This window comes from Thalassospira sp. UBA1131, assembly GCF_002311515.1.
Lineage (GTDB): Bacteria > Pseudomonadota > Alphaproteobacteria > Rhodospirillales > Thalassospiraceae > Thalassospira.
The window spans coordinates 8,609-28,029 of sequence record NZ_DCAO01000073.1; the positions used below are offsets into that span (position 1 = coordinate 8,609).

At 56.0% G+C, this 19,421-nt stretch carries 11 protein-coding genes and 1 pseudogene; all 12 read left to right on the plus strand.

From position 1 onward, the window contains the following. Positions 1 to 245: pseudogene (locus tag B3Z49_RS11715) on the plus strand (peptidase domain-containing ABC transporter); the annotation flags it as partial. Next, positions 242 to 1,597 carry an HlyD family type I secretion periplasmic adaptor subunit gene (locus B3Z49_RS11720; RefSeq protein WP_296990993.1) on the plus strand — a complete coding sequence of 452 codons (1,356 nt, stop codon included), beginning with the start codon at positions 242 to 244 and terminating at the stop codon, positions 1,595 to 1,597. The pseudogene B3Z49_RS11715 and the gene B3Z49_RS11720, both read left to right, overlap by 4 nt. A 144-nt stretch (positions 1,598 to 1,741) precedes the next feature. Continuing rightward, the gene (locus B3Z49_RS11725; RefSeq protein ID WP_296990995.1) at positions 1,742 to 11,251 is read left to right on the plus strand and encodes an Ig-like domain-containing protein; all 9,510 of its coding nucleotides are present in this window, start codon (positions 1,742 to 1,744) and stop codon (positions 11,249 to 11,251) included. 159 nt (positions 11,252 to 11,410) lie between these two features. Then, on the plus strand, positions 11,411 to 11,545 hold the full coding sequence (rpmH, locus tag B3Z49_RS11730) for a 50S ribosomal protein L34 (protein WP_007091264.1): 135 nt from the start codon (positions 11,411 to 11,413) through the stop codon (positions 11,543 to 11,545). 16 nt (positions 11,546 to 11,561) lie between these two features. Beyond that, positions 11,562 to 12,011, plus strand: a complete 450-nt coding sequence (gene rnpA, locus B3Z49_RS11735; RefSeq protein WP_296991017.1) for a ribonuclease P protein component — start codon at positions 11,562 to 11,564, stop codon at positions 12,009 to 12,011. A 5-nt stretch (positions 12,012 to 12,016) separates the two neighbouring features. Next, complete coding sequence (gene yidD, locus B3Z49_RS11740; RefSeq protein ID WP_040824357.1) at positions 12,017 to 12,316, plus strand: membrane protein insertion efficiency factor YidD; 300 nt, start codon at positions 12,017 to 12,019, stop codon at positions 12,314 to 12,316. A 45-nt stretch (positions 12,317 to 12,361) separates the two neighbouring features. Beyond that, positions 12,362 to 14,068 (plus strand): membrane protein insertase YidC, encoded by a 1,707-nt coding sequence (yidC, locus tag B3Z49_RS11745; RefSeq protein ID WP_296991005.1) that lies wholly within the window; start codon positions 12,362 to 12,364, stop codon positions 14,066 to 14,068. A gap of 71 nt (positions 14,069 to 14,139) precedes the next feature. Further along, complete coding sequence (gene yihA / locus B3Z49_RS11750; RefSeq protein ID WP_197146773.1) at positions 14,140 to 14,802, plus strand: ribosome biogenesis GTP-binding protein YihA/YsxC; 663 nt, start codon at positions 14,140 to 14,142, stop codon at positions 14,800 to 14,802. Positions 14,803 to 14,841: 39 nt separating this feature from the next. After that, positions 14,842 to 15,771 carry an acetylglutamate kinase gene (gene argB / locus B3Z49_RS11755; RefSeq protein WP_008891492.1) on the plus strand — a complete coding sequence of 310 codons (930 nt, stop codon included), beginning with the start codon at positions 14,842 to 14,844 and terminating at the stop codon, positions 15,769 to 15,771. A gap of 150 nt (positions 15,772 to 15,921) precedes the next feature. Next, positions 15,922 to 16,944 carry a GGDEF domain-containing protein gene (locus tag B3Z49_RS11760; RefSeq protein WP_296991011.1) on the plus strand — a complete coding sequence of 341 codons (1,023 nt, stop codon included), beginning with the start codon at positions 15,922 to 15,924 and terminating at the stop codon, positions 16,942 to 16,944. Positions 16,945 to 17,170: 226 nt separating this feature from the next. Continuing rightward, on the plus strand, positions 17,171 to 18,418 hold the full coding sequence (mtaB, locus tag B3Z49_RS11765) for a tRNA (N(6)-L-threonylcarbamoyladenosine(37)-C(2))-methylthiotransferase MtaB (protein ID WP_296991013.1): 1,248 nt from the start codon (positions 17,171 to 17,173) through the stop codon (positions 18,416 to 18,418). After that, positions 18,415 to 19,350, plus strand: coding sequence for a signal recognition particle-docking protein FtsY (ftsY, locus tag B3Z49_RS11770; RefSeq protein WP_296991015.1), 936 nt, complete (start codon positions 18,415 to 18,417; stop codon positions 19,348 to 19,350). Before mtaB ends, ftsY begins: the two co-directional genes overlap by 4 nt. Positions 19,351 to 19,421 lie beyond the last annotated feature (71 nt).

The window sequence follows — 19,421 nt, forward strand, 5'->3', positions numbered from 1 at the left end:
TTGTGCGCGAAGCGCCGATCATTTTGTTTGATGAACCCACCAATGGTCTCGACCAGCGGGCCGACCGTGCCTTCCAAAGCACGATCAATCGTCTGCGTGGCGGTTCGACCATTTTCCTGATTACCCATCGACCAAGTCATCTGGATTTGGCGGACCGCATTCTTGTGCTTGAAGGCGGACAGTTGCGCGGCGACGGGCCGCCCGAACGGATCAAGCAGCAAGTGATAGACGGAGGCTACCTATGAGTGAAGCAGCAGTTCAGGATACTGCGATCCAGCGGTTCCGGCGATCCCGACGCATGGCGCGGTATTTGTCGCACGCGGTCCTGCTTGAAGAAGGCGGGATTTCCGTATTTGTGCGTTCTGCGATGGTGATGCTTTCGGTTGGCTTCCTTGCCTTGATCGCATGGTCTGCGACCACCGAAATCAAGGAAACTGCGATCACATTCGGGCAGGTCATGCCAACAAGTGCGGTCAACAAGATCCAGCATCTTGAAGGTGGCATCATTGAGCAGATCATGGTGCGCGACGGTGACCTTGTGGAACAAGGACAGGTTCTGATCCGTCTCAAGGCCGACGGGGCGCAGGCGGAACTGTCCCAGACCGAAACACGGCTTGGCAACTTGCAGCTTGAAGCCGAACGTTACCGCGCCTTAGCCGAGGGCCGCGAACCGGATTTCACCACCCTGATGGTGCAATATCCCGAACTTGCGCAGAATCAGGATGAGATTTATCGCATCCAGACCGAGCTTGATGCCAACCAGAGCGAAATCCTTCAGGTCCAGATCAAGGAACGCAATGCCGAACTGGCCCAACTGAGCGAGCAGGAAGCAACCCTTCGCAAATCGGTTGATCTGCTGAGCCAGGAAGTCACCATGCGCCGGTCGCTCTATGAGCAGGGGCTTAATTCCAAGGTGCTGTTTCTCAATATCCAGCGCGAACTGAATGAGGCCCAAGGCAACCTTTCGGGTGTGATTGCCGAAAAGGCGCGGGCGCGTGAAACCATCGCCGAGGCAAACCTGCGCCTGAACGAGCTTGAAAAAACGCAACGCGAAGAGGCCATTACCGAACTTGGCCGTCTGGGCGGCGAAATTGCCCAGGCCCGCGAAGCGCTGCGCAAACTGCGCGATCGCGTCGACCGGCTTGAAATCATTGCGCCCACGCGGGGCTATATCAAAGGCCTTCAGTTCACCACCATTGGCGGTGTCATTGCCCCTGCACAGGTGGTGATGGAGCTGGTGCCGGTTGATGATGTTTTAATCGCCGAAACCCGGATTTCGACCGAGGATATCGGCCATGTTCACCTTGGGCAGCCGGTAACGGTCAAGGTCAGTGCGTTTGATTTCATCCGCTATGGCGGCATCAATGGTGAATTGGTATCGATATCGGCCTCTACTTTTGTTGATGAGGATGGACGTCCGTATTATAAGGGCAAGGTTGCGCTGGAAGCCGATGCAGTCGGCGAAGGTGCGGCAGCTCAGAAGATTATTCCCGGGATGACGGTCCAGGCCGATATCCAGACCGGGGAGCGGACTCTCCTTCAATATCTGTTGAAGCCGGTCTATGTTTCGCTTGATCAAGCGTTTAGCGAACGCTGAGCAATTATCTGGTCCCGCTGGAAATGGTCCTCATTTCTACTGCCTGGCCGTACATTTCGCTGGTTGTTACCAGTGAATCTATACTATTGTATAGAAGTGTGGGGCGGGCCTATCCTGTTCCGCGCTTTACGGAGAATGGGTTAGATGGCGGACGACGCGCGCAATACTGAAAATTCCCGCTCTGACGATGGTCGGAGTGATCTTGACCACCAGGCCTCGACAGAGGATCTGGAGCGTTCGCTTGGTCAGGATGGCGAGGGTGATGAACTGGTCGAATTGCATGATGACCAGGACAGTTCCGCGCGTCCGCAGGAACAGGAACTGGGATCGGTTCATTACGGTACCCAGATCCGAAATCCGCAAGGCGAAGAACAGCAGGCTTTCCAGCGCCAGAATGCCGCAGCCCAGCGTCAGGAACGTGCGCAGGCCAGAGAGGCCACCGAACAACAGACCATTTCCCTGAATGAAACGGCCGAGATCGAAAACAATCTCGATACCGGGGCTGACACATTCCAAAGCAATCTTGGGTCGGACGGGGCAGATGACCTGTCCCTGCAATCGGAGCCGAGCACGGTTGATTTGCCGGAAATTCCGCTTGCGACCAATGATACCAATGCGCTGCGCGGTGAGCGCGAAGAACCTGGCCCGGGTACGGACGAAGGTCTTCGGCCCGAATTCATTCCCTCCGTTGAACAGGCACCAGCGCCAGAAGCCGCGGTTGCCGAAGACGAGCTTGAAGAAGAAGACGAGCTTCTTCTTGAGGATGAACTTGATACCGAGGACGAGCTCGAGGTCGAAGGCCCCAAGGTCGCTGATGCGCCGTCTCTGAGTGCGGATGATGTTACCGGTGCCGAAGACAGTGCCATTGCCCTTGATCTGTCGGCATCGCTTAATGATCTTGATGGCGGCAGTGAAACGCTCACCATCACGATTTCCGGTTTGCCCGACGGGGCTGCTCTTTCGGCTGGTACGGATAATGGCGATGGTACCTGGACCCTCACGCCGGGACAGCTGAGCGGTTTGACCCTGACGCCGCCGGACAATTTCAGCGGATCGATTGATCTCGACATATCGGCAACCAGTCGCGAAGCCAATGGCAGTGTTGCGACAACAAATACCAGCTTCACCGTCGACGTCACTGGTGTTGCGGATGGCGCAACGCTTGATGTTTCCGATGCCAGTGGTACTGAAGACAGCGTGATCGCGCTTGATATCGATACCGAACTTCTGGATGGCAGTGAAAACCTCGCGATCACCATTGAAGGTGTGCCAGATGGTGCAACGCTTTCTGCCGGGACGGATAATGGGGATGGCACCTGGACGCTGAGTGCGGATCAGCTCGAAGGCCTGAGCATCACACCTGCGGAAGACTTCAGCGGCGAAATCGATCTTTCGGTTCTGGTGTCGACCACCGATGGTGATGATACCGCCGTTGTGATGCAAAACCTCACTGTTGACGTCGAAGGCGTCGCCGATACTCCGACGCTGGATATCAGCGATGCATCCGGCAACGAAGATGGCGCGATTGCGCTTAATATCGGCGCAGGTTTGACGGACAGTTCCGAAACCCTGACCGTCACAATCTCTGGTGTTCCGGGCGGTGCAACCTTGTCAGCTGGTACGAACAATGGCGATGGCACATGGTCGCTGGAGCCGGGCCAGCTTGAAGGTCTGACGATCACGCCGCCTGAGGATTTCAGCGGTTCATTTGATCTTGGCGTGACGGCAACGTCGGCAGATGGATCGGATGTTGCGACAACGACCGGCAGCATCACAGTTGAAGTCGCGGGCGTTGCGGATGCGCCAACGCTGGATGTTTCGGATGCTTCCGGCAACGAAGACAATGCTATTACGCTGGATATTGATGCGGATCTTATCGACTCAAGTGAATCACTGACGGTTACGATCTCCGGCGTTCCGGAAGGAGCAAGCTTGTCGGCTGGTACCGACAATGGTGATGGCACATGGTCGGTGGAGCCGGGCCAGCTTGAAGGTCTGACGATCACGCCGCCTGAGAACTTTAGTGGGTCGTTTGATCTTGGGGTTACTGCAACCTCGGCTGACGGTTCGGATGTTGCGACCACCACCGACAGCATCACAGTTGATGTAACGGGTGTCGCCGATGCGCCGACACTTGATGTCGCAAATGCAAGCGGTTCTGAAGATAGTGCGATCGCACTCGATATTGATGCTGGCCTTACGGATTCAAGTGAAACACTGGCCGTGACAATCAGTGGCGTTCCGGATGGCGCAACCCTGTCAGCTGGTACGGATAACGGGGATGGCTCCTGGACGCTAAGCTCTGAACAGCTTGCAGGTTTGACGATCACCCCGCCTGAGAACTTCAGTGGTTCGTTTGATCTTGGCGTGACGGCGACCTCTGCGGATGGCGAAGACGTCGCGACCACGACCGACAGCATCACAGTTGATGTGGCTGGCGTTGCCGATGCGCCGACACTGGATGTCGCAAATGCAAGCGGCTCCGAAGATAGTGCGATCGCACTCGATATCGATACGGGCCTTGCTGATTCAAGTGAATCACTGACCGTGACCATCAGTGGCGTGCCAGAAGGTTCCGCCTTGTCTGCGGGCACGGATAATGGCGATGGTACCTGGACACTGAACTCGGATCAGCTTGAAGGTCTGACGATCACGCCGCCGGAAGATTTCAGTGGTTCGTTTAATCTTGGTGTGACGGCAACGTCGGCGGATGGCGAAGACGTTGCGACACAGACCGGCTCAATCACCGTTGACGTTGAAGGCGTCGCCGATACTCCGACGCTGGATATAAGCGATGCATCGGGCAATGAAGATGGTGCGATTGCGCTTAATATTGAAGCGGGTCTGACCGACAGTTCCGAAATACTCACCATCACGATCAGCGGCGTTCCGGATGGTGCGACCTTGTCGGCCGGAGCCGACAATGGGGACGGGACATGGACGCTAAGCTCTGAGCAACTTGCAGGCCTGACGATCACCCCGCCTGAGGATTTCAGCGGATCGTTTGACCTTGGCGTAACAGCAACTTCTGCGGATGGGGAAGACGTTGTGACCACCACTGGTTCGGTCACGGTGGATGTGGCGGGTGTCGCGGATGCACCGACGCTGGACGTCAGTAATGCATCTGGCAACGAAGATTCTGCGATTGCGCTGGACATCGATGCCGGGCTTGCCGATAGCTCTGAGACGCTTACGGTTACAATCAGTGGCGTTCCGAATGGCGGGACCTTGTCGGCCGGTACCGACAACGGTGACGGGACTTGGACGTTGAATTCGGATCAGCTGGCAGGTCTCACAATCACACCGCCCGAAGATTTCAGCGGCTCGTTCGATCTTGGTGTGACGGCGACTTCGGCAGATGGATCGGATGTTGCAACAACGGCCAGCTCAATCACCGTTGATGTCGCCGGCGTTGCAGATGCACCGACGCTGGATCTGTCTGATGCTACAGGCAACGAAGACAATTCAATTGCATTGGACATTGATGCTGGGCTTACCGATAGCTCAGAAACTCTCACGGTCACGATCTCAGGCGTTCCGGGCGGGGCAACCTTGTCGGCAGGTACCGACAACGGTGACGGCACATGGTCGTTGAGCTCTGATCAGCTTTCAGGTCTGACCATCACGCCACCAGAAGACTTCAGCGGATCTTTTGATCTTGGTGTGACGGCAACTTCGGTTGACGGCGAAGATGTCGCGACGACTACAAGTTCGATTACCGTTGATGTAATCGGTGTCGCTGATGCGCCGACGCTCGTTCTCTCCGATGCAAGCGGCGCTGAGGACAATGCCATTGCGCTGAATATCGACGCCGGGCTGACGGATTCCAGTGAAACCCTGACAGTTACGATCTCCGGCGTGCCGGACGGCGCGGCTTTGTCTGCCGGGACCGATAATGGTGACGGCACGTGGACGCTAAGCTCTGAGCAGCTTGAAGGTTTGACCATCACGCCGCCTGAGGACTACAGCGGTTCGTTTGACCTTGGCGTGACGGCAACGTCGGCTGACGGCGAAGACGTCGCGACGTCGACAAGTTCGATCACCGTTGATGTCGCTGCGGTCGCTGATGCCCCGACGCTCGATCTCTCCGATGCAAGCGGCACCGAGGAAAATGCCATTGCGCTGAACATCGACGCCGGGCTGACGGATGCCAACGAGACCCTGACGGTCACAATCTCTGGTGTTCCGGGCGGTGCAACCTTGTCGGCTGGTACCGATAATGGCGACGGCACATGGACGTTGAGTTCTCAGCAGCTTTCAGGTCTGACCATCACGCCCCCAGAAGACTTCAGCGGTTCGTTTGATCTGGGCGTGACGGCGACTTCGGCAGATGGATCGGATGTTGCGATAACGACTGGTTCGATCACGGTTGATGTTGCTGGTGTTGCGGATGCACCAGCTCTGGATGTCTCAAGCGCAAGCGGTAACGAAGACAGCGCCATCGCGCTTGATATTGATGCAGGCCTGACTGACAGCTCCGAGACACTCACAGTTACAATCAGTGGCGTTCCGAATGGGGGGACCTTGTCGGCTGGTACCGACAACGGTGATGGAACTTGGACGTTGAATTCGGATCAGCTGGCAGGTCTCACAATCACACCGCCAGATGATTTCAGTGGTTCGTTCGAACTTGGGGTTGCTGCAACCTCGGCTGACGGTTTGGATGTTGCAACCACCACCGACAGCATCACAGTTGATGTGACGGGTGTCGCCGATGCACCGACGCTGGATGTGAACAATGCCTCGGGGAATGAAGATTCGGCCATCGCACTCGATTTTGATGCCGGTTTGACGGATAGCTCTGAAACGCTAGCCATCACCATTAGTGGTGTTCCGGATGGCGCAACCCTGTCAGCTGGAACGAACAATGGCGATGGCACATGGTCGTTGGAACCGGGTCAGCTTGAAGGTCTGACCATCACGCCGCCTGAGGACTTCAGCGGATCATTTGATCTTGGCGTGACGGCAACATCGGCTGACGGCGAAGACGTCGCGACCACGACCGGTTCGATCACGGTTGACGTCACTGGTGTTGCAGATGATCCGACGTTGGATGTTTCTGACGCCAGCGGCAATGAAGACAGCGCCATTGCCTTGAACATTGACGCAGGTTTGGCGGATTCGAGTGAGACGCTGACCATAACGATTAGCGGTGTGCCAGAAGGTGCGACGCTGTCGGCTGGGACAGACAATGGTGACGGCACCTGGACCCTGAGCGGTGATCAACTCGAAGGTCTCAGCGTTACGCCACCGTCCGATTTCAGTGGCAGTTTCGATCTTGAAATTACCGCGAGCACGCAGGACGGAGTTGATATCGCATCGGTTACCGACACCGTCATGGTTGACGTTGCCGGCGTTGCAGATGCTCCGACGCTGGATGTCGCAAATGCAAGCGGTTCTGAAGATAGTGCCATCGCACTCGATATCGATGCCGGTCTTACGGACAGTTCTGAAATACTGACGGTGACGATCTCTGGCGTTCCGGATGGTGCGGCCTTGTCTGCCGGTACTGATAATGGTGACGGCACATGGTCGCTAAGCTCTGAGCAGCTTGATGGTTTGACGATCACCCCGCCAGAGGACTTTAGCGGATCGTTTGAACTTGGTGTGACGGTAACCTCTGCGGATGGCGAGGACGTTGCGACCACGACTGGCTCGATCACGGTTGATGTGAGCGGCGTTGCTGATGCGCCGACGCTGGATGTCAGCAATGCATCTGGCAACGAAGATACGGCGATTGCGCTCAATCTTGATGCAAGTCTTGCGGATGGTTCTGAAACGCTGACGGTGACGATCTCCGGCGTTCCGGATGGCGCAAGCTTGTCGGCTGGCACTGATAATGGCGACGGCACTTGGACGCTAAGCTCCGAGCAGCTTGCAGGTTTGACGATCACGCCACCTGAGAACTTCAGTGGGTCGTTTGATATTGGTGTGACGGCAACTTCTGCGGATGGCGAAGACGTCGCGACTACGACCGGATCGATCACGGTTGACGTGACTGGTATTGCGGATGCACCAGCTCTGGATGTCTCAAACGCAGGCGGTAACGAAGATAGTGCCATCGCGCTCAGCATAGATGCTGGTCTCACTGACAGCTCGGAAACCCTGACGGTCACCATCTCTGGCGTTCCGGATGGCGCCACACTGTCGGCTGGTGCCGATAATGGCGACGGCACCTGGTCGTTGAGCTCTGAGCAGCTTGCAGGTTTGACGATTACCCCGCCCGAGAACTTCAGCGGCTCCTTCGACCTCGGCGTGACGGCGACCTCTGCGGATGGCGAAGACGTCGCGACCACGACCGGGTCTATTACGGTGGATGTGGCCGGTGTTGCCGATGCGCCGACGCTGGATACTTCTGATGCGACAGGCAACGAAGACAATGCAATTGCACTGGACATTGATGCCGGGCTTGCCGATAGCTCAGAAACGCTCACGGTAACGATCTCTGGCGTTCCGGAAGGTGCTGCCTTGTCGGCTGGCACTGATAATGGTGACGGCACGTGGACGCTAAGTTCTGAGCAGCTTGACGGTTTGACGATCACGCCGCACGAGAACTTCAGTGGTTCCTTCGACCTCGGCGTGACGGCGACCTCTACCGATGGCGCAGACGTCGCGACCACGACTGGTTCGATCACAGTTGATGTAAGCGGCGTTGCAGATGCGCCGACGCTGGACGTCAGCAATGCTGCTGGCAGCGAAGATTCTGCGATTGCCCTTGATGTCGAAGCGGGTCTTGCCGATAGCTCAGAAACGCTCACGGTAACGATCTCGGGTGTTCCGGGCGGTGCAACCTTGTCGGCAGGTACCGATAATGGCGACGGTACTTGGACATTGAGCTCTGATCAGCTTTCAGGTCTGACCATCACGCCCCCAGAAGACTTCAGCGGTTCGTTTGATCTTGGCGTGACGGTTACCTCTGCGGATGGCGAGGACGTTGCGACCACCAGCGGTTCGATCACGGTGGATGTGGCTGGTGTTGCGGATGCACCAGCTCTGGATGTAAGCAATGCATCTGGTAACGAAGATTCTGCGATCGCACTCAATCTTGATGTGGGTCTTGCGGACAGTTCTGAAACGCTGACGGTGACGATCTCCGGAGTTCCGGAAGGTGCAACCTTGTCGGCTGGTACGGATAATGGTGATGGCTCCTGGACTTTGAACCCTGAACAGCTTGATGGTTTGACGGTGACCCCGGCTGAGGATTTCAGCGGGTCGTTCGATTTGCGTGTTACGGCGACCTCTGCCGACGGCGAGGATATTGCCAGTGTAAGTGATACGATCACTGTGGATGTTGCCGGGGTTGCGGATACGCCGACGTTGGATGTGTCGGATGCGTCGGGTTCGGAAGACAGTAATATTGCGCTTGATATCGAGGCCGGGCTTTCCGATGCCTCGGAAGTGCTGTCGGTGACAATTTCGGGTGTCCCGGAAGGTGCGCGCCTGTCTGCGGGTACCAATAACGGCGATGGGACCTGGAGTTTGGCAGCGGCAGACCTTGCAGGGCTGACATTGACACCGGCAGAGGATTATTCCGGCGCGTTCGATCTGGATGTTACTGTGATCTCGACCGATGGCACAGATACCGCGACGATTAGCGATACCATCACAGTGGATGTTGGCGGTGTGGCGGATACGCCGAGCCTTGATGTGTCCGATATATCGGGCAATGAAGACACGGACATCGCGCTTGCCATCGATGCCGGGCTGAGTGACAGCTCCGAAACCATGACGATTACGGTGTCCGGCGTGCCAGACGGGGCGAGCCTTTCGGCCGGTACCAACAATGGTGATGGCACCTGGACTTTGAGTGCTGGCGACCTTGAGGGGCTGACAATCACCCCGCCAGATGATTATTCCGGTGCGTTTGACCTTGCGGTCACCGTGACGTCGACCGATGGCAGCGATACCAGCAGTGTGAGTGATACGATCACGGTGAATGTCGCTGGCGTGGCAGATACCCCGACCCTTGAAGTCGAAGATGCAAGTGGCGATGAAGGAACCGCCGTTGCGCTTGATATTGATGCGGCGGTCACGGATGCAAGCGAGACCTTGACGGTTACCGTCAGTGGCGTGCCAGAGGGTGCGACCTTGTCGGCCGGTACCGACAATGGCGACGGCACCTGGACGCTGACATCGGCACAGCTGTCGGGCCTGACCATTTCGGCGGCCAGTGATTATGCCGGCACGTTTGAGCTGACTGTTTCGGTCCAGTCGCGCGATGGCGACGATACCGCAACCACCACAGCTATTCTTGAAGTTACCTTTGATCCCGTTCAGGACGACGACGAAGTCGTTTGGGATTGGTATCGCGACAGTGAGATTGAAACCGGATCGGGTAATGACACCGTTTATGGCAATGGTGGTGACGACACCATCAGCACAAATGCCGGCAATGATACGGTCTGGACGGGACACGGCGACGATGTGATCACTACAGGCAGTGGCGACGATATTGTTCTCGCCGGCGAAGGCCGCAACACCATCGATGGCGGCACCGGCAATGACTATATTACGGGTGGCAGCGACCGTGACACGATCAGATCCAGTGCCGGTGACAACATTGTTTATGCCAGCGAAGGCCAAAACTATATCGAAACCGGTGCCGGGAATGACAGCCTCTATGCCGGAAGTGGTGATGACACCATTCTGGGCGGCGATGGCGATAACTATGTCAGTGCTGGTGAAGGTCGCAACGACATCACGACCGGATCGGGGGATGACAGCATTCTGGCCGGCAGTGGCAACGACACCATCAGTGCCGGGGATGGCGACAACTATATAAATGTCGGCGAAGGCAAAAACACCATCGCATCCGGGATCGGCGATGACACCATCATGACCGGATCGGGTGACGATGTGATTGATGCCGGTGATGGCAATAACACCATTACCGCCGGGGAAGGCCGCAATACCATCGATACCGGCAGTGGGGATGACAGCATCACCACCGGAAGCGACAAGGACACCATTTCGGCTGGTGATGGCAATGACAGCATTGATGCGGGGAGCGGCCACAACACCGTCTGGGGCGGTGGTGGCGATGACTCGATCCACGGCGCCTGGGGGGATGACACCTTCTATGGTGGCGATGGCAACGATATCCTTAATGCGGATGGCGGTGACAACGTGTTTGACGGCGGTGCCGGGGACGACACCCTGAGCGCCGGTTGGGGCGAAGACACGTTCACTGGTGGTGCTGGCAACGATACGCTTGATGGCGGCGGTGGTGACGACAGCCTTGATGGTGGTGACGGCAATGACCGCCTTCTGGGTGGAGCAGGCAGTGACATGCTGCTTGGTGGTGCTGGCAACGACATCCTGCTGGGCGGTGAGGGGGATGACACCCTTATCGGCGGTATTGGCGATGACAGCCTTTATGGCGGGGGTGGGTCGGACCTGTTCATCTTCAACATGGGCGATGGCAATGATCATGTGGATGGCGGTGCCAACGGATGGACCACCGACACCATTGAATTGCACGGGGCCGGTGGAAGCAATATCGACTCGAGTGACTGGACCCTTGTCCTTGATGAGGGTGAGATTACCAAAAGCAAGGGACACTCCCTTGAACTCAGCACCGATTCGTCGGGAACAATCGTGTTTTCTGACGGTTCCGAGTTGACATTCTCCAATGTCGAACGTATCGAGTGGTGACGAATTCGCATTTCGGATGCCGTCGGGACGAAATCCCGGCGGCATTGCCGGTTTTCTGGGGGTAAATGCCCTGTCACGAGTTGACAGCTCTGGTATGAAGCCCTATACAGCGGACCTCGAATTTTATCGGATTACCTTATTTAGAACGGAGTAAGTGCAGTGAAGCGCACCTACCAGCCAAGCAAACTCGTACGGAAACGCCGCCACGGCTTCCGTTCCCGCAGCGCGACCGTCGGTGGCCGCCGTGTGCTGACCGCACGCCGCGCCAAGGGCCGCAAGCGTCTGTCGGCCTAATGTCGTGACCGTTTCGGTGGAACGCCTTAAAAAGCGGGCGGAGTTTCTCCGTGTTGCGGGCACCCGCCGGAAATGGGTTACACAGGGATTGATCCTGCAGGGCGCGCCGCGGCCGGGGATCAAACCGGACACAGAATACGCCGGTGAAGACCGACTCGTACGAGTCGGGTTTACCGTCACCAAAAAGGTGGGAAAGGCCGTCGTCCGCAATCGCGTTCGGCGGCGTTTGCGTGCTGTGGCAGAGCAATTGATGAGCGAACACGCATTGCCCGGTTGGGATTATGTTGTGATCGGTCGTGCGCAGACCATTGATCGGCCGTTTGACAGGCTGATTGATGATATGCGTTTTGCCCTGCGTCGGGTTCCTGATGCCAAGCCGTCTGCGCCTGATGCGCGTCGTCCGAAAAAAGGACGCGCCAACAGCAAGTCAGCCGGTTCGACGAAGGCAGGAGGCCCGGGAAAATGACATTCATGCGTGCTCCCGGTTTTTTTGCCCGTCTTCTTCAAGTCGCAGTTCGCGGCTATCAGCTGTTTTTGTCGCCATATATCGGGTGGTCGTGCCGTTATCAGCCGACCTGTTCGGCTTTTATGCTCGAAGCATTGGCCCGTCATGGTGCATTAAAAGGCGGCTGGATGGGATTTAAACGGATAATGCGTTGCCATCCATGGGGTGGTCATGGTTATGATCCCGTGCCCGGATGTGGCTGTGAACAGAACAAAGCGTCGTCGGATGGTGAAAACCGGTCCCCGGCGCTTTCGTCATGTAAATAGAATATGCGGTCGGCACCTGCTGGCTGAAAAAAGCGGAAAGAGGCGATGAACGAACAACGTAACCTGTGGGTAGCAATTGCATCAGCAGTTGTGATTCTTATCGGGTGGCAATTCTTCTTTGCGCCCGAGCCTGGTCCTCAGGTTCGTGAAGCGCAGGTTCGCGAACAGCTTAATGCGGACGGAACCAACGCGCCGCAGGTATCCGGTCCGGCCGTACCGGGTGGTCAACCCGCTGTTCCGGCTGTTAAGCGCGAAGACGCGCTGGCTAAATCGCCACGAATCAAGATTGATACCCCGCGCGTCGAAGGTTCGATTCGTCTTGTCGGTGGTGTGATCGACGACATTCAGCTTCAGGATTATCGCGAGACTGAAGAACCTGACAGCCCGCTGATCCACGTTCTGAACCCGACCGGCAGCAACGATGCCTATTTTGCAGAGTTTGGCTGGGTCGGTGCGAAAAGCGGTATGGCGCTGCCAAGCAGCGAAACCCAGTGGACCGCTGATAAAGAATTGCTGACACCGGACAGCCCGGTCACCCTGACCTGGGACAACGGTGAAGGCCTGACCTTCAAACGTGAAATCGCGATTGACGAGAACTATCTGTTCACCGTCAACCAGTCGGTGGTCAACAATACCGGCGGCGATGTCGTTCTGTATCCCTATGGCCTGATTTCGCGCAAGAACAAGCCGCAGACTGCCGGGTTCTATATCCTGCACGAAGGTCCGCTTGGCGTGATCGACGGTACGCTGACCGAGATCGATTATGACGATCTGGCGGATGACGGTGCAATCGAACAGAAAACCACTGGTGGCTGGCTTGGCATTACAGACAAATATTGGCTGGTTGCACTGGCACCTTCCTCCGACGAGGAAATGACCACGCGATTTAGCCACCATGTTGCGGAAAACGCCGACAAGTATCAGACCGATTACCTTGGTGCCCCGCGCACGATTGCTGCTGGTAGTGAAGGTGCTGCTGAAACGCGCCTGTTTGCCGGTGCCAAGGAAGTGACCCTGCTTGATACCTATGCCGAGGATTACGGGATCACCAACTTCGATCTCGCGATTGACTTTGGCTGGTTCTACTTCCTGACCAAGCCGTTCTTCCTGTTCCTGCAGTATCTCTATCATCTGGTTGGCAACTTTGGCGTCTCGATCCTGATCATCACGGTCATCATCAAGGCGATCATGTTCCCGCTGGCCAACAAGTCGTACAAATCGATGAGTGCGATGAAAAAGCTGCAGCCGCAAATCACCGAGATGCGCGAGAAGTTCAAGGACGACCGTCAGCGTCAGCAGCAGGAAATGATGGCGCTTTACAAGCGTGAGAAGATCAACCCGGCTTCGGGCTGTCTGCCGATCATTGTGCAGATCCCGGTCTTCTTTGCGCTGTATAAAGTTCTGTTTGTCAGCATTGAGATGCGCCATGCGCCGTTCTTTGGCTGGATTCAGGATTTGTCGGCACCCGATCCTACCTCGCTGTTTAACCTGTTTGGTTTGATCCCGTGGGATCCGCCGCAGATGCTGATGATTGGTGTCTGGCCGTTGATCATGGGTGTGACCATGTATCTGCAGCAGAAACTGAACCCGGCGCCGGCTGATCCGACCCAGGCGAAGATCATGATGTTCCTGCCGTTCATCTTTACCTTCATGCTGGCAAGCTTCCCGGCAGGTCTGGTGATTTACTGGGCGTGGAACAACCTGCTGTCCATCGCACAGCAGCGCTACATCATGTACAAGATGGGGATTTAATCCCCATCTACCCTTCACGGGTTGACCTTCCCTTCGGGGAGCATCCCCGACAGATCGGGGAAGGAAAGACGATGACACAAGAAAACCTGCCGTCGGCAACTTCAATACCGACGCATGAAGACTCAGTGATCGAAGCCGGGCGGAAGCTTTTTAGCCGCCCGGTTAACTTCGTTCTTGGCGTCGCACAGCTCGAACAACTGCCGCCGGAAGACAAAACAGAAATCTGTTTTGCCGGGCGTTCAAACGTCGGCAAGTCCAGCCTGATCAACGCGATCACCGGCCGTAAGGACATTGCACGCACGTCAAACACGCCGGGCCGGACCCAGCAGTTGAACTATTTCGATCTTGATGGTGCGTGCTATATCGTGGACTTGCCGGGCTATGGCTTTGCCCAGGCACCCAAGGATATCGTTGATACCTGGCATGCTTTGATCAAACAGTACCTGCGCGGGCGTGTAACGCTGCGCCGTGTGTTTGTTCTGATTGATTCCAGACATGGCTTCAAGAAGGCTGATCTGGATATGATGAAGCTGCTTGATGAGGCTGCTGTGCCTTATCAGGTTGTGCTGACCAAGGCAGACAAGTTAAAAAAGGGACAGCTTGAAAAACGCATCAAGGAAGTGGTCGACGGGTTGATCAAACACCCGGCAGCCCTGCCGCAGATTTTTGCGACTTCAAGCGAGAAGAATACCGGCCTTGCCGAATTGCGGGCAGAAATATCCACCCTGCTTTGATCCCGGCAGGCACATAATGCGACAATATGGGGAAGTGACATGAACGACCAAACCCGTTCTGAAGAAGACCAGTCGGAAGCCAGCGCATATCGCATGCTGGCACGTGCCCAGGTGCTTTCCGAGGCTCTTCCCTTTATGCGCCGCTTTAACGGGCAGAAAATAGTCGTCAAGTATGGCGGCCATGCCATGGGTGATCCTGAACTGGCGCGTTTGTTTGCACAGGACATGGTGTTGCTCAAACAGGTCGGTATGAACCCGATTGTTGTGCATGGCGGCGGACCGCAGATCGGCCAGATGCTCAAGCAGCTTAATATCCAGTCGGAATTCGTTGATGGCTTGCGTGTCACCGATCAGCAGACCATCGACGTTGTCGAAATGGTTCTGGCCGGCAAGATCAACAAGGAAATCGTATCAAACATCAATGCCGCAGGCGGCGTTGGTGTTGGTCTGTGCGGCAAGGATGCCAACCTGATTACCGCGCGCAAACTGACGCGGACCAAACGTGATCCGGAAAGCAATATCGAGAAGGTCCTTGATCTTGGCTTTGTCGGCGAACCGGTGAAGGTCGATCCGCACGTTCTTGATTGCTTTATCGATACCGACATTATTCCGGTCATTTCACCGATTGGCGTCGGTGAAGACGGTCAGACCTATAATATCAACGCCGATACGGCTGCCGGTGCGATTGCAAAGGCCGTTGGTGCCAGCCGTCTTTACATGCTGACCGACGTAAAAGGGATCCTTGATCAGAACAAGAACCTTGTACGGGACGCCGACACCGCCCACATCAATGCAATGATTGCGGATGGCACCATTCAGGGCGGAATGATTCCCAAAACCGAAACCTGCATGGATGCTGTTGAAAACGGGGTCGAAGCCGCCGTGATCGTTGATGGTCGCGCACCACATGCAGTTTTGCTGGAACTGTTCACCGAACGCGGTGCAGGCACAATGATCAGAGGTAACTAAAGGTCGATATCAAACCACCACTTTAGGGTAGTTTATTTCGACCTATATCTGGCTCCGAAGGGCAATTTGGAGTATGTTGAGGCAAATCGGTATGCATTAAGCGCATAACGCATTGTCTTTGCGAATGAAAACAAGCCCGGAGCACCCGTTGTGACCACAGCGGAAAAACAGATTTCCCGTCATTGGGATTTTGCGGATGCGACCCTTAAAGCGTTGCGCGAGCGTGGCCTGCGCCCGACACCCGAACTGTATCATGTTTGGTTTGTCTATTATGCCGAGGAAAACCCCGAAATCCTGCGCGTCATCGATGCAGTGCAGGCCAGCGGGGAACCCTTGGCGGAGGATACGCTTCTTCAGTTGTATTACCGCTATATCTTTGACCGTCAGGCCGCAGACTTCCTGCAGCGCGGGATGGAAGACTTTTCCGAGCTTGTTGAAAGCAGCGATGAATGTCTGACAACCGCGCGAAGCGGTTTTCAGGATTATGGTGCGCTGCTGACGCGATCTCTTGATACGCTCAAGGATCATCAGCATGTCAGCCCGGTTCTAAGCGAGATCATTGAGAAGACCGACGAGATGCAACACACGGTCGAAGGCCTGCATCAGCGCCTTGATCAGTATCTTGGCAAGGTCGAACGGTTGCAACGCGAACTCGAAGAAACCCGCGAACGATCCTATACCGACGGCCTGACGCGTGTTTCCAACCGGATGTATTTTGAAGAACAGCTCAACCTGCTTGTTGCAGAGCACGACTCGTCAAAACATCCCGAGCCATTCTGTGTGATGATTGTCGACCTTGACCAGTTCAAGGCGATCAATGACCGCTTTGGTCACCGTATCGGCGATGAAATCCTTGTCCTGATTGCGTCCATGTTGAAGGCCAATATCAAGGGGCGCGATGTTGTCGCGCGCTATGGTGGTGACGAGTTTGCCATCCTGCTGCCGCAGACGCCGCTGGTCGATGCCATGTCACTGGCAGACGATATGAGCAAACGCATTGCCGAACGTGAAATCAAGGCAAAGCAATCGGGTGTCTCGTTTGGTCAGATGACCATATCGATTGGTGTTGCGGAATATGTTTCCAAGGAAGGCGGAGCAAAACTGATCGACCGGGCCGACGGCGCGCTTTACCGGGCCAAAAAAGAAGGCCGTAACCGCAATTTCGCGGCGTAAGCAGCCTTTTCCAACCTTTGATATCAGTGACCGACGATGATTTGCGCGCCCGATGCATGCGTGCCATGAGGCCGCGGACTTGCATTGAAGCGTTCAAAAGCGTATGTAACCAGCGCCCGGCAAGGATCAATGTCCTTGCCGGGCGTTCCGCACTTGCAGCATCCTTTTTGACTTGCGCTGGCGGAATAATTCCCAAAACCGAACTTTGGATCGCAGAAGTCCGAGCATGAAAGAGCCGCGCGTCGTCACATTTGGTTGTCGTCTTAACACCTATGAATCCGAGGTGATGCGCGACCATGCCAAAAATGCCGGACTTGATGATGCCATCATCATCAATACCTGTGCCGTCACGACCGAGGCGGAACGTCAGGCACGTCAAAGCATCCGCCGTCTGCGCCGCGAAAACCCGGACGCCAAGATTTTCGTTACCGGCTGTGCTGTTCAGGTCAATCCCGACAAGTTCGCCAATATGGGCGAGATTGATCGCATCTTTGGCAACGACGCCAAGATGAAGGCCGAAACCTTCATGATGCCCGAACATGAACGCGTCGTGGTCAACGACATCATGTCGGTCGAAGAAACTGCAAGCCATCTTGTGTCGGGCTTTGAGGGGCGCGCGCGCGCCTTTGTGCAGGTCCAGAATGGCTGTGATCATCGCTGCACGTTCTGCATCATTCCCTATGGCCGCGGCAATTCACGCAGTGTGCCGATGGGGGAAATCGTTACCCAGGTCCGTGAACTGGTGGCCAACGGTTATGGCGAAGTGGTTCTGACCGGGGTTGATATCACATCCTATGGCCACGATTTGCCGGGCAAGCCGACACTGGGGCAGATGTCGCGCCGGTTGCTGGCACAGGTGCCGGAACTGCCGCGTCTGCGCATTTCATCGATTGACCCGGTCGAGGTGGACGAAGACCTGTTTCGTCTGATCGAAACCGAACCACGCCTGATGCCGCATATGCATATCAGTTTGCAGGCGGGGGACGACATGGTGCTTAAGCGCATGAAGCGCCGCCATCTGCGTCAGGACGTTGTCGATTTCTGTAAAAAGGTCCGCGATCTGCGCCCGGATGTGACGTTCGGTGCTGATATCATTGCCGGTTTCCCCACCGAAACCGATGAGATGGCGGAAAATACCCTGCGTCTGGTTGATGAATGCGGCCTGATTTATCTGCATGTCTTCCCGTATTCCTCGCGCCCGGGAACGCCAGCGGCCAAGATGCCGCAAGTGCCCAAGGACCTGCGCAAGGAACGGGCAAGTGCCCTTCGCGAAGCGGGCGAGGTACAGCTGAACAAGTTCCTGCAATCACGCATCGGAATGACCGAGAATGTGTTGGTTGAAAAGGAAAATACCGGCCATACGGAGCATTTTGCTCCCGTTCTGCTGGATCGCGTGATAGAAGCGGGCACGATAGCAAAGGCCAAAGTCACCGGCCTTGAAGATGGAAAACTGATAGCGGAGCTTGCGGGATGAGTGAAGAGGGGAAAAAAAGCTGGTTTAGCCGCCTGAAAGACGGGCTGAAACGGTCCTCCTCAAAACTGACCACCGGCATTTCCGATATCTTCACCAAGCGCCGTCTTGATGATGATGCGCTTGAAGAATTCGAAGACCTTCTGATCACATCCGACCTTGGCGTGACGACCGCCGCGAAACTGAGCGCGGAACTGTCCAAGACCCGGTTTGACAAGGAAGTCGATTCCGCCGAAATCCAGGAATTCATCGCCGAAGAAGTTGCCAAGATCCTTGAACCGGTCGCACAGCCGCTGGTAATTGATGCCAACAAGAAACCGCATGTGGTGCTGGTGGTTGGTGTGAACGGATCGGGTAAAACCACAACCATCGGCAAGCTTGCCAAGGCCTACAAGGATCAGGGCCTCAAGGTCATGATGGCCGCCGGCGATACGTTCCGTGCGGCTGCGGTCGAGCAGCTTAAAGTCTGGGGTGAACGCACCGATTGCCCGGTGATTGCACGCGACACGGGGGCCGATGCCGCAGGCCTTGCCTTTGACGCGATCGAACAGGCGCAGCGCGAAGGTTATGACCTGTTGCTGATTGATACGGCCGGTCGCCTGCAAAACAAGGCCCATCTGATGGACGAGCTTAAAAAGATCGTCCGCGTGATCAAAAAGCGCGATGAAACGGCACCGCATGACACGCTTCTGGTGCTGGATGCCACCACGGGGCAGAACGCGCATTCACAGGTCGAAACCTTTGGTCAGGCAACCAATGTTTCAGGTCTTATCGTCACCAAGCTTGATGGCACGGCCAAGGGCGGCGTCGTTGTCGCGCTGGCCGAGAAGTTCGGCAAGCCGGTGCATGCGATTGGTGTGGGTGAGTCTGCCGAAGATCTGCGCCCGTTCGAGGCCAAATCCTTTGCCAGAAGTCTTGCCGGTCTGGAAGACTAACCAAAAGATACAAAATAAAGCCCAAAAAAAGACCGCCATTTGGCGGTCTCAGACTGCTGACAAAGTCCTCG

What these genes read in the sequence shown, in the direction of transcription:
- argB (WP_008891492.1), top strand. Translation starts at nt 14,842, where the DNA reads ATGAACGACCAAACCCGTTCTGAAGAAGACCAGTCGGAAGCCAGCGCA.
- yidD (WP_040824357.1), top strand. Translation starts at nt 12,017, where the DNA reads ATGCGTGCTCCCGGTTTTTTTGCCCGTCTTCTTCAAGTCGCAGTTCGC.
- yidC (WP_296991005.1), top strand. Translation starts at nt 12,362, where the DNA reads ATGAACGAACAACGTAACCTGTGGGTAGCAATTGCATCAGCAGTTGTG.
- ftsY (WP_296991015.1), top strand. Translation starts at nt 18,415, where the DNA reads ATGAGTGAAGAGGGGAAAAAAAGCTGGTTTAGCCGCCTGAAAGACGGG.
- yihA (WP_197146773.1), top strand. Translation starts at nt 14,140, where the DNA reads ATGACACAAGAAAACCTGCCGTCGGCAACTTCAATACCGACGCATGAA.
- B3Z49_RS11720 (WP_296990993.1), top strand. Translation starts at nt 242, where the DNA reads ATGAGTGAAGCAGCAGTTCAGGATACTGCGATCCAGCGGTTCCGGCGA.
- mtaB (WP_296991013.1), top strand. Translation starts at nt 17,171, where the DNA reads ATGAAAGAGCCGCGCGTCGTCACATTTGGTTGTCGTCTTAACACCTAT.
- B3Z49_RS11725 (WP_296990995.1), top strand. Translation starts at nt 1,742, where the DNA reads ATGGCGGACGACGCGCGCAATACTGAAAATTCCCGCTCTGACGATGGT.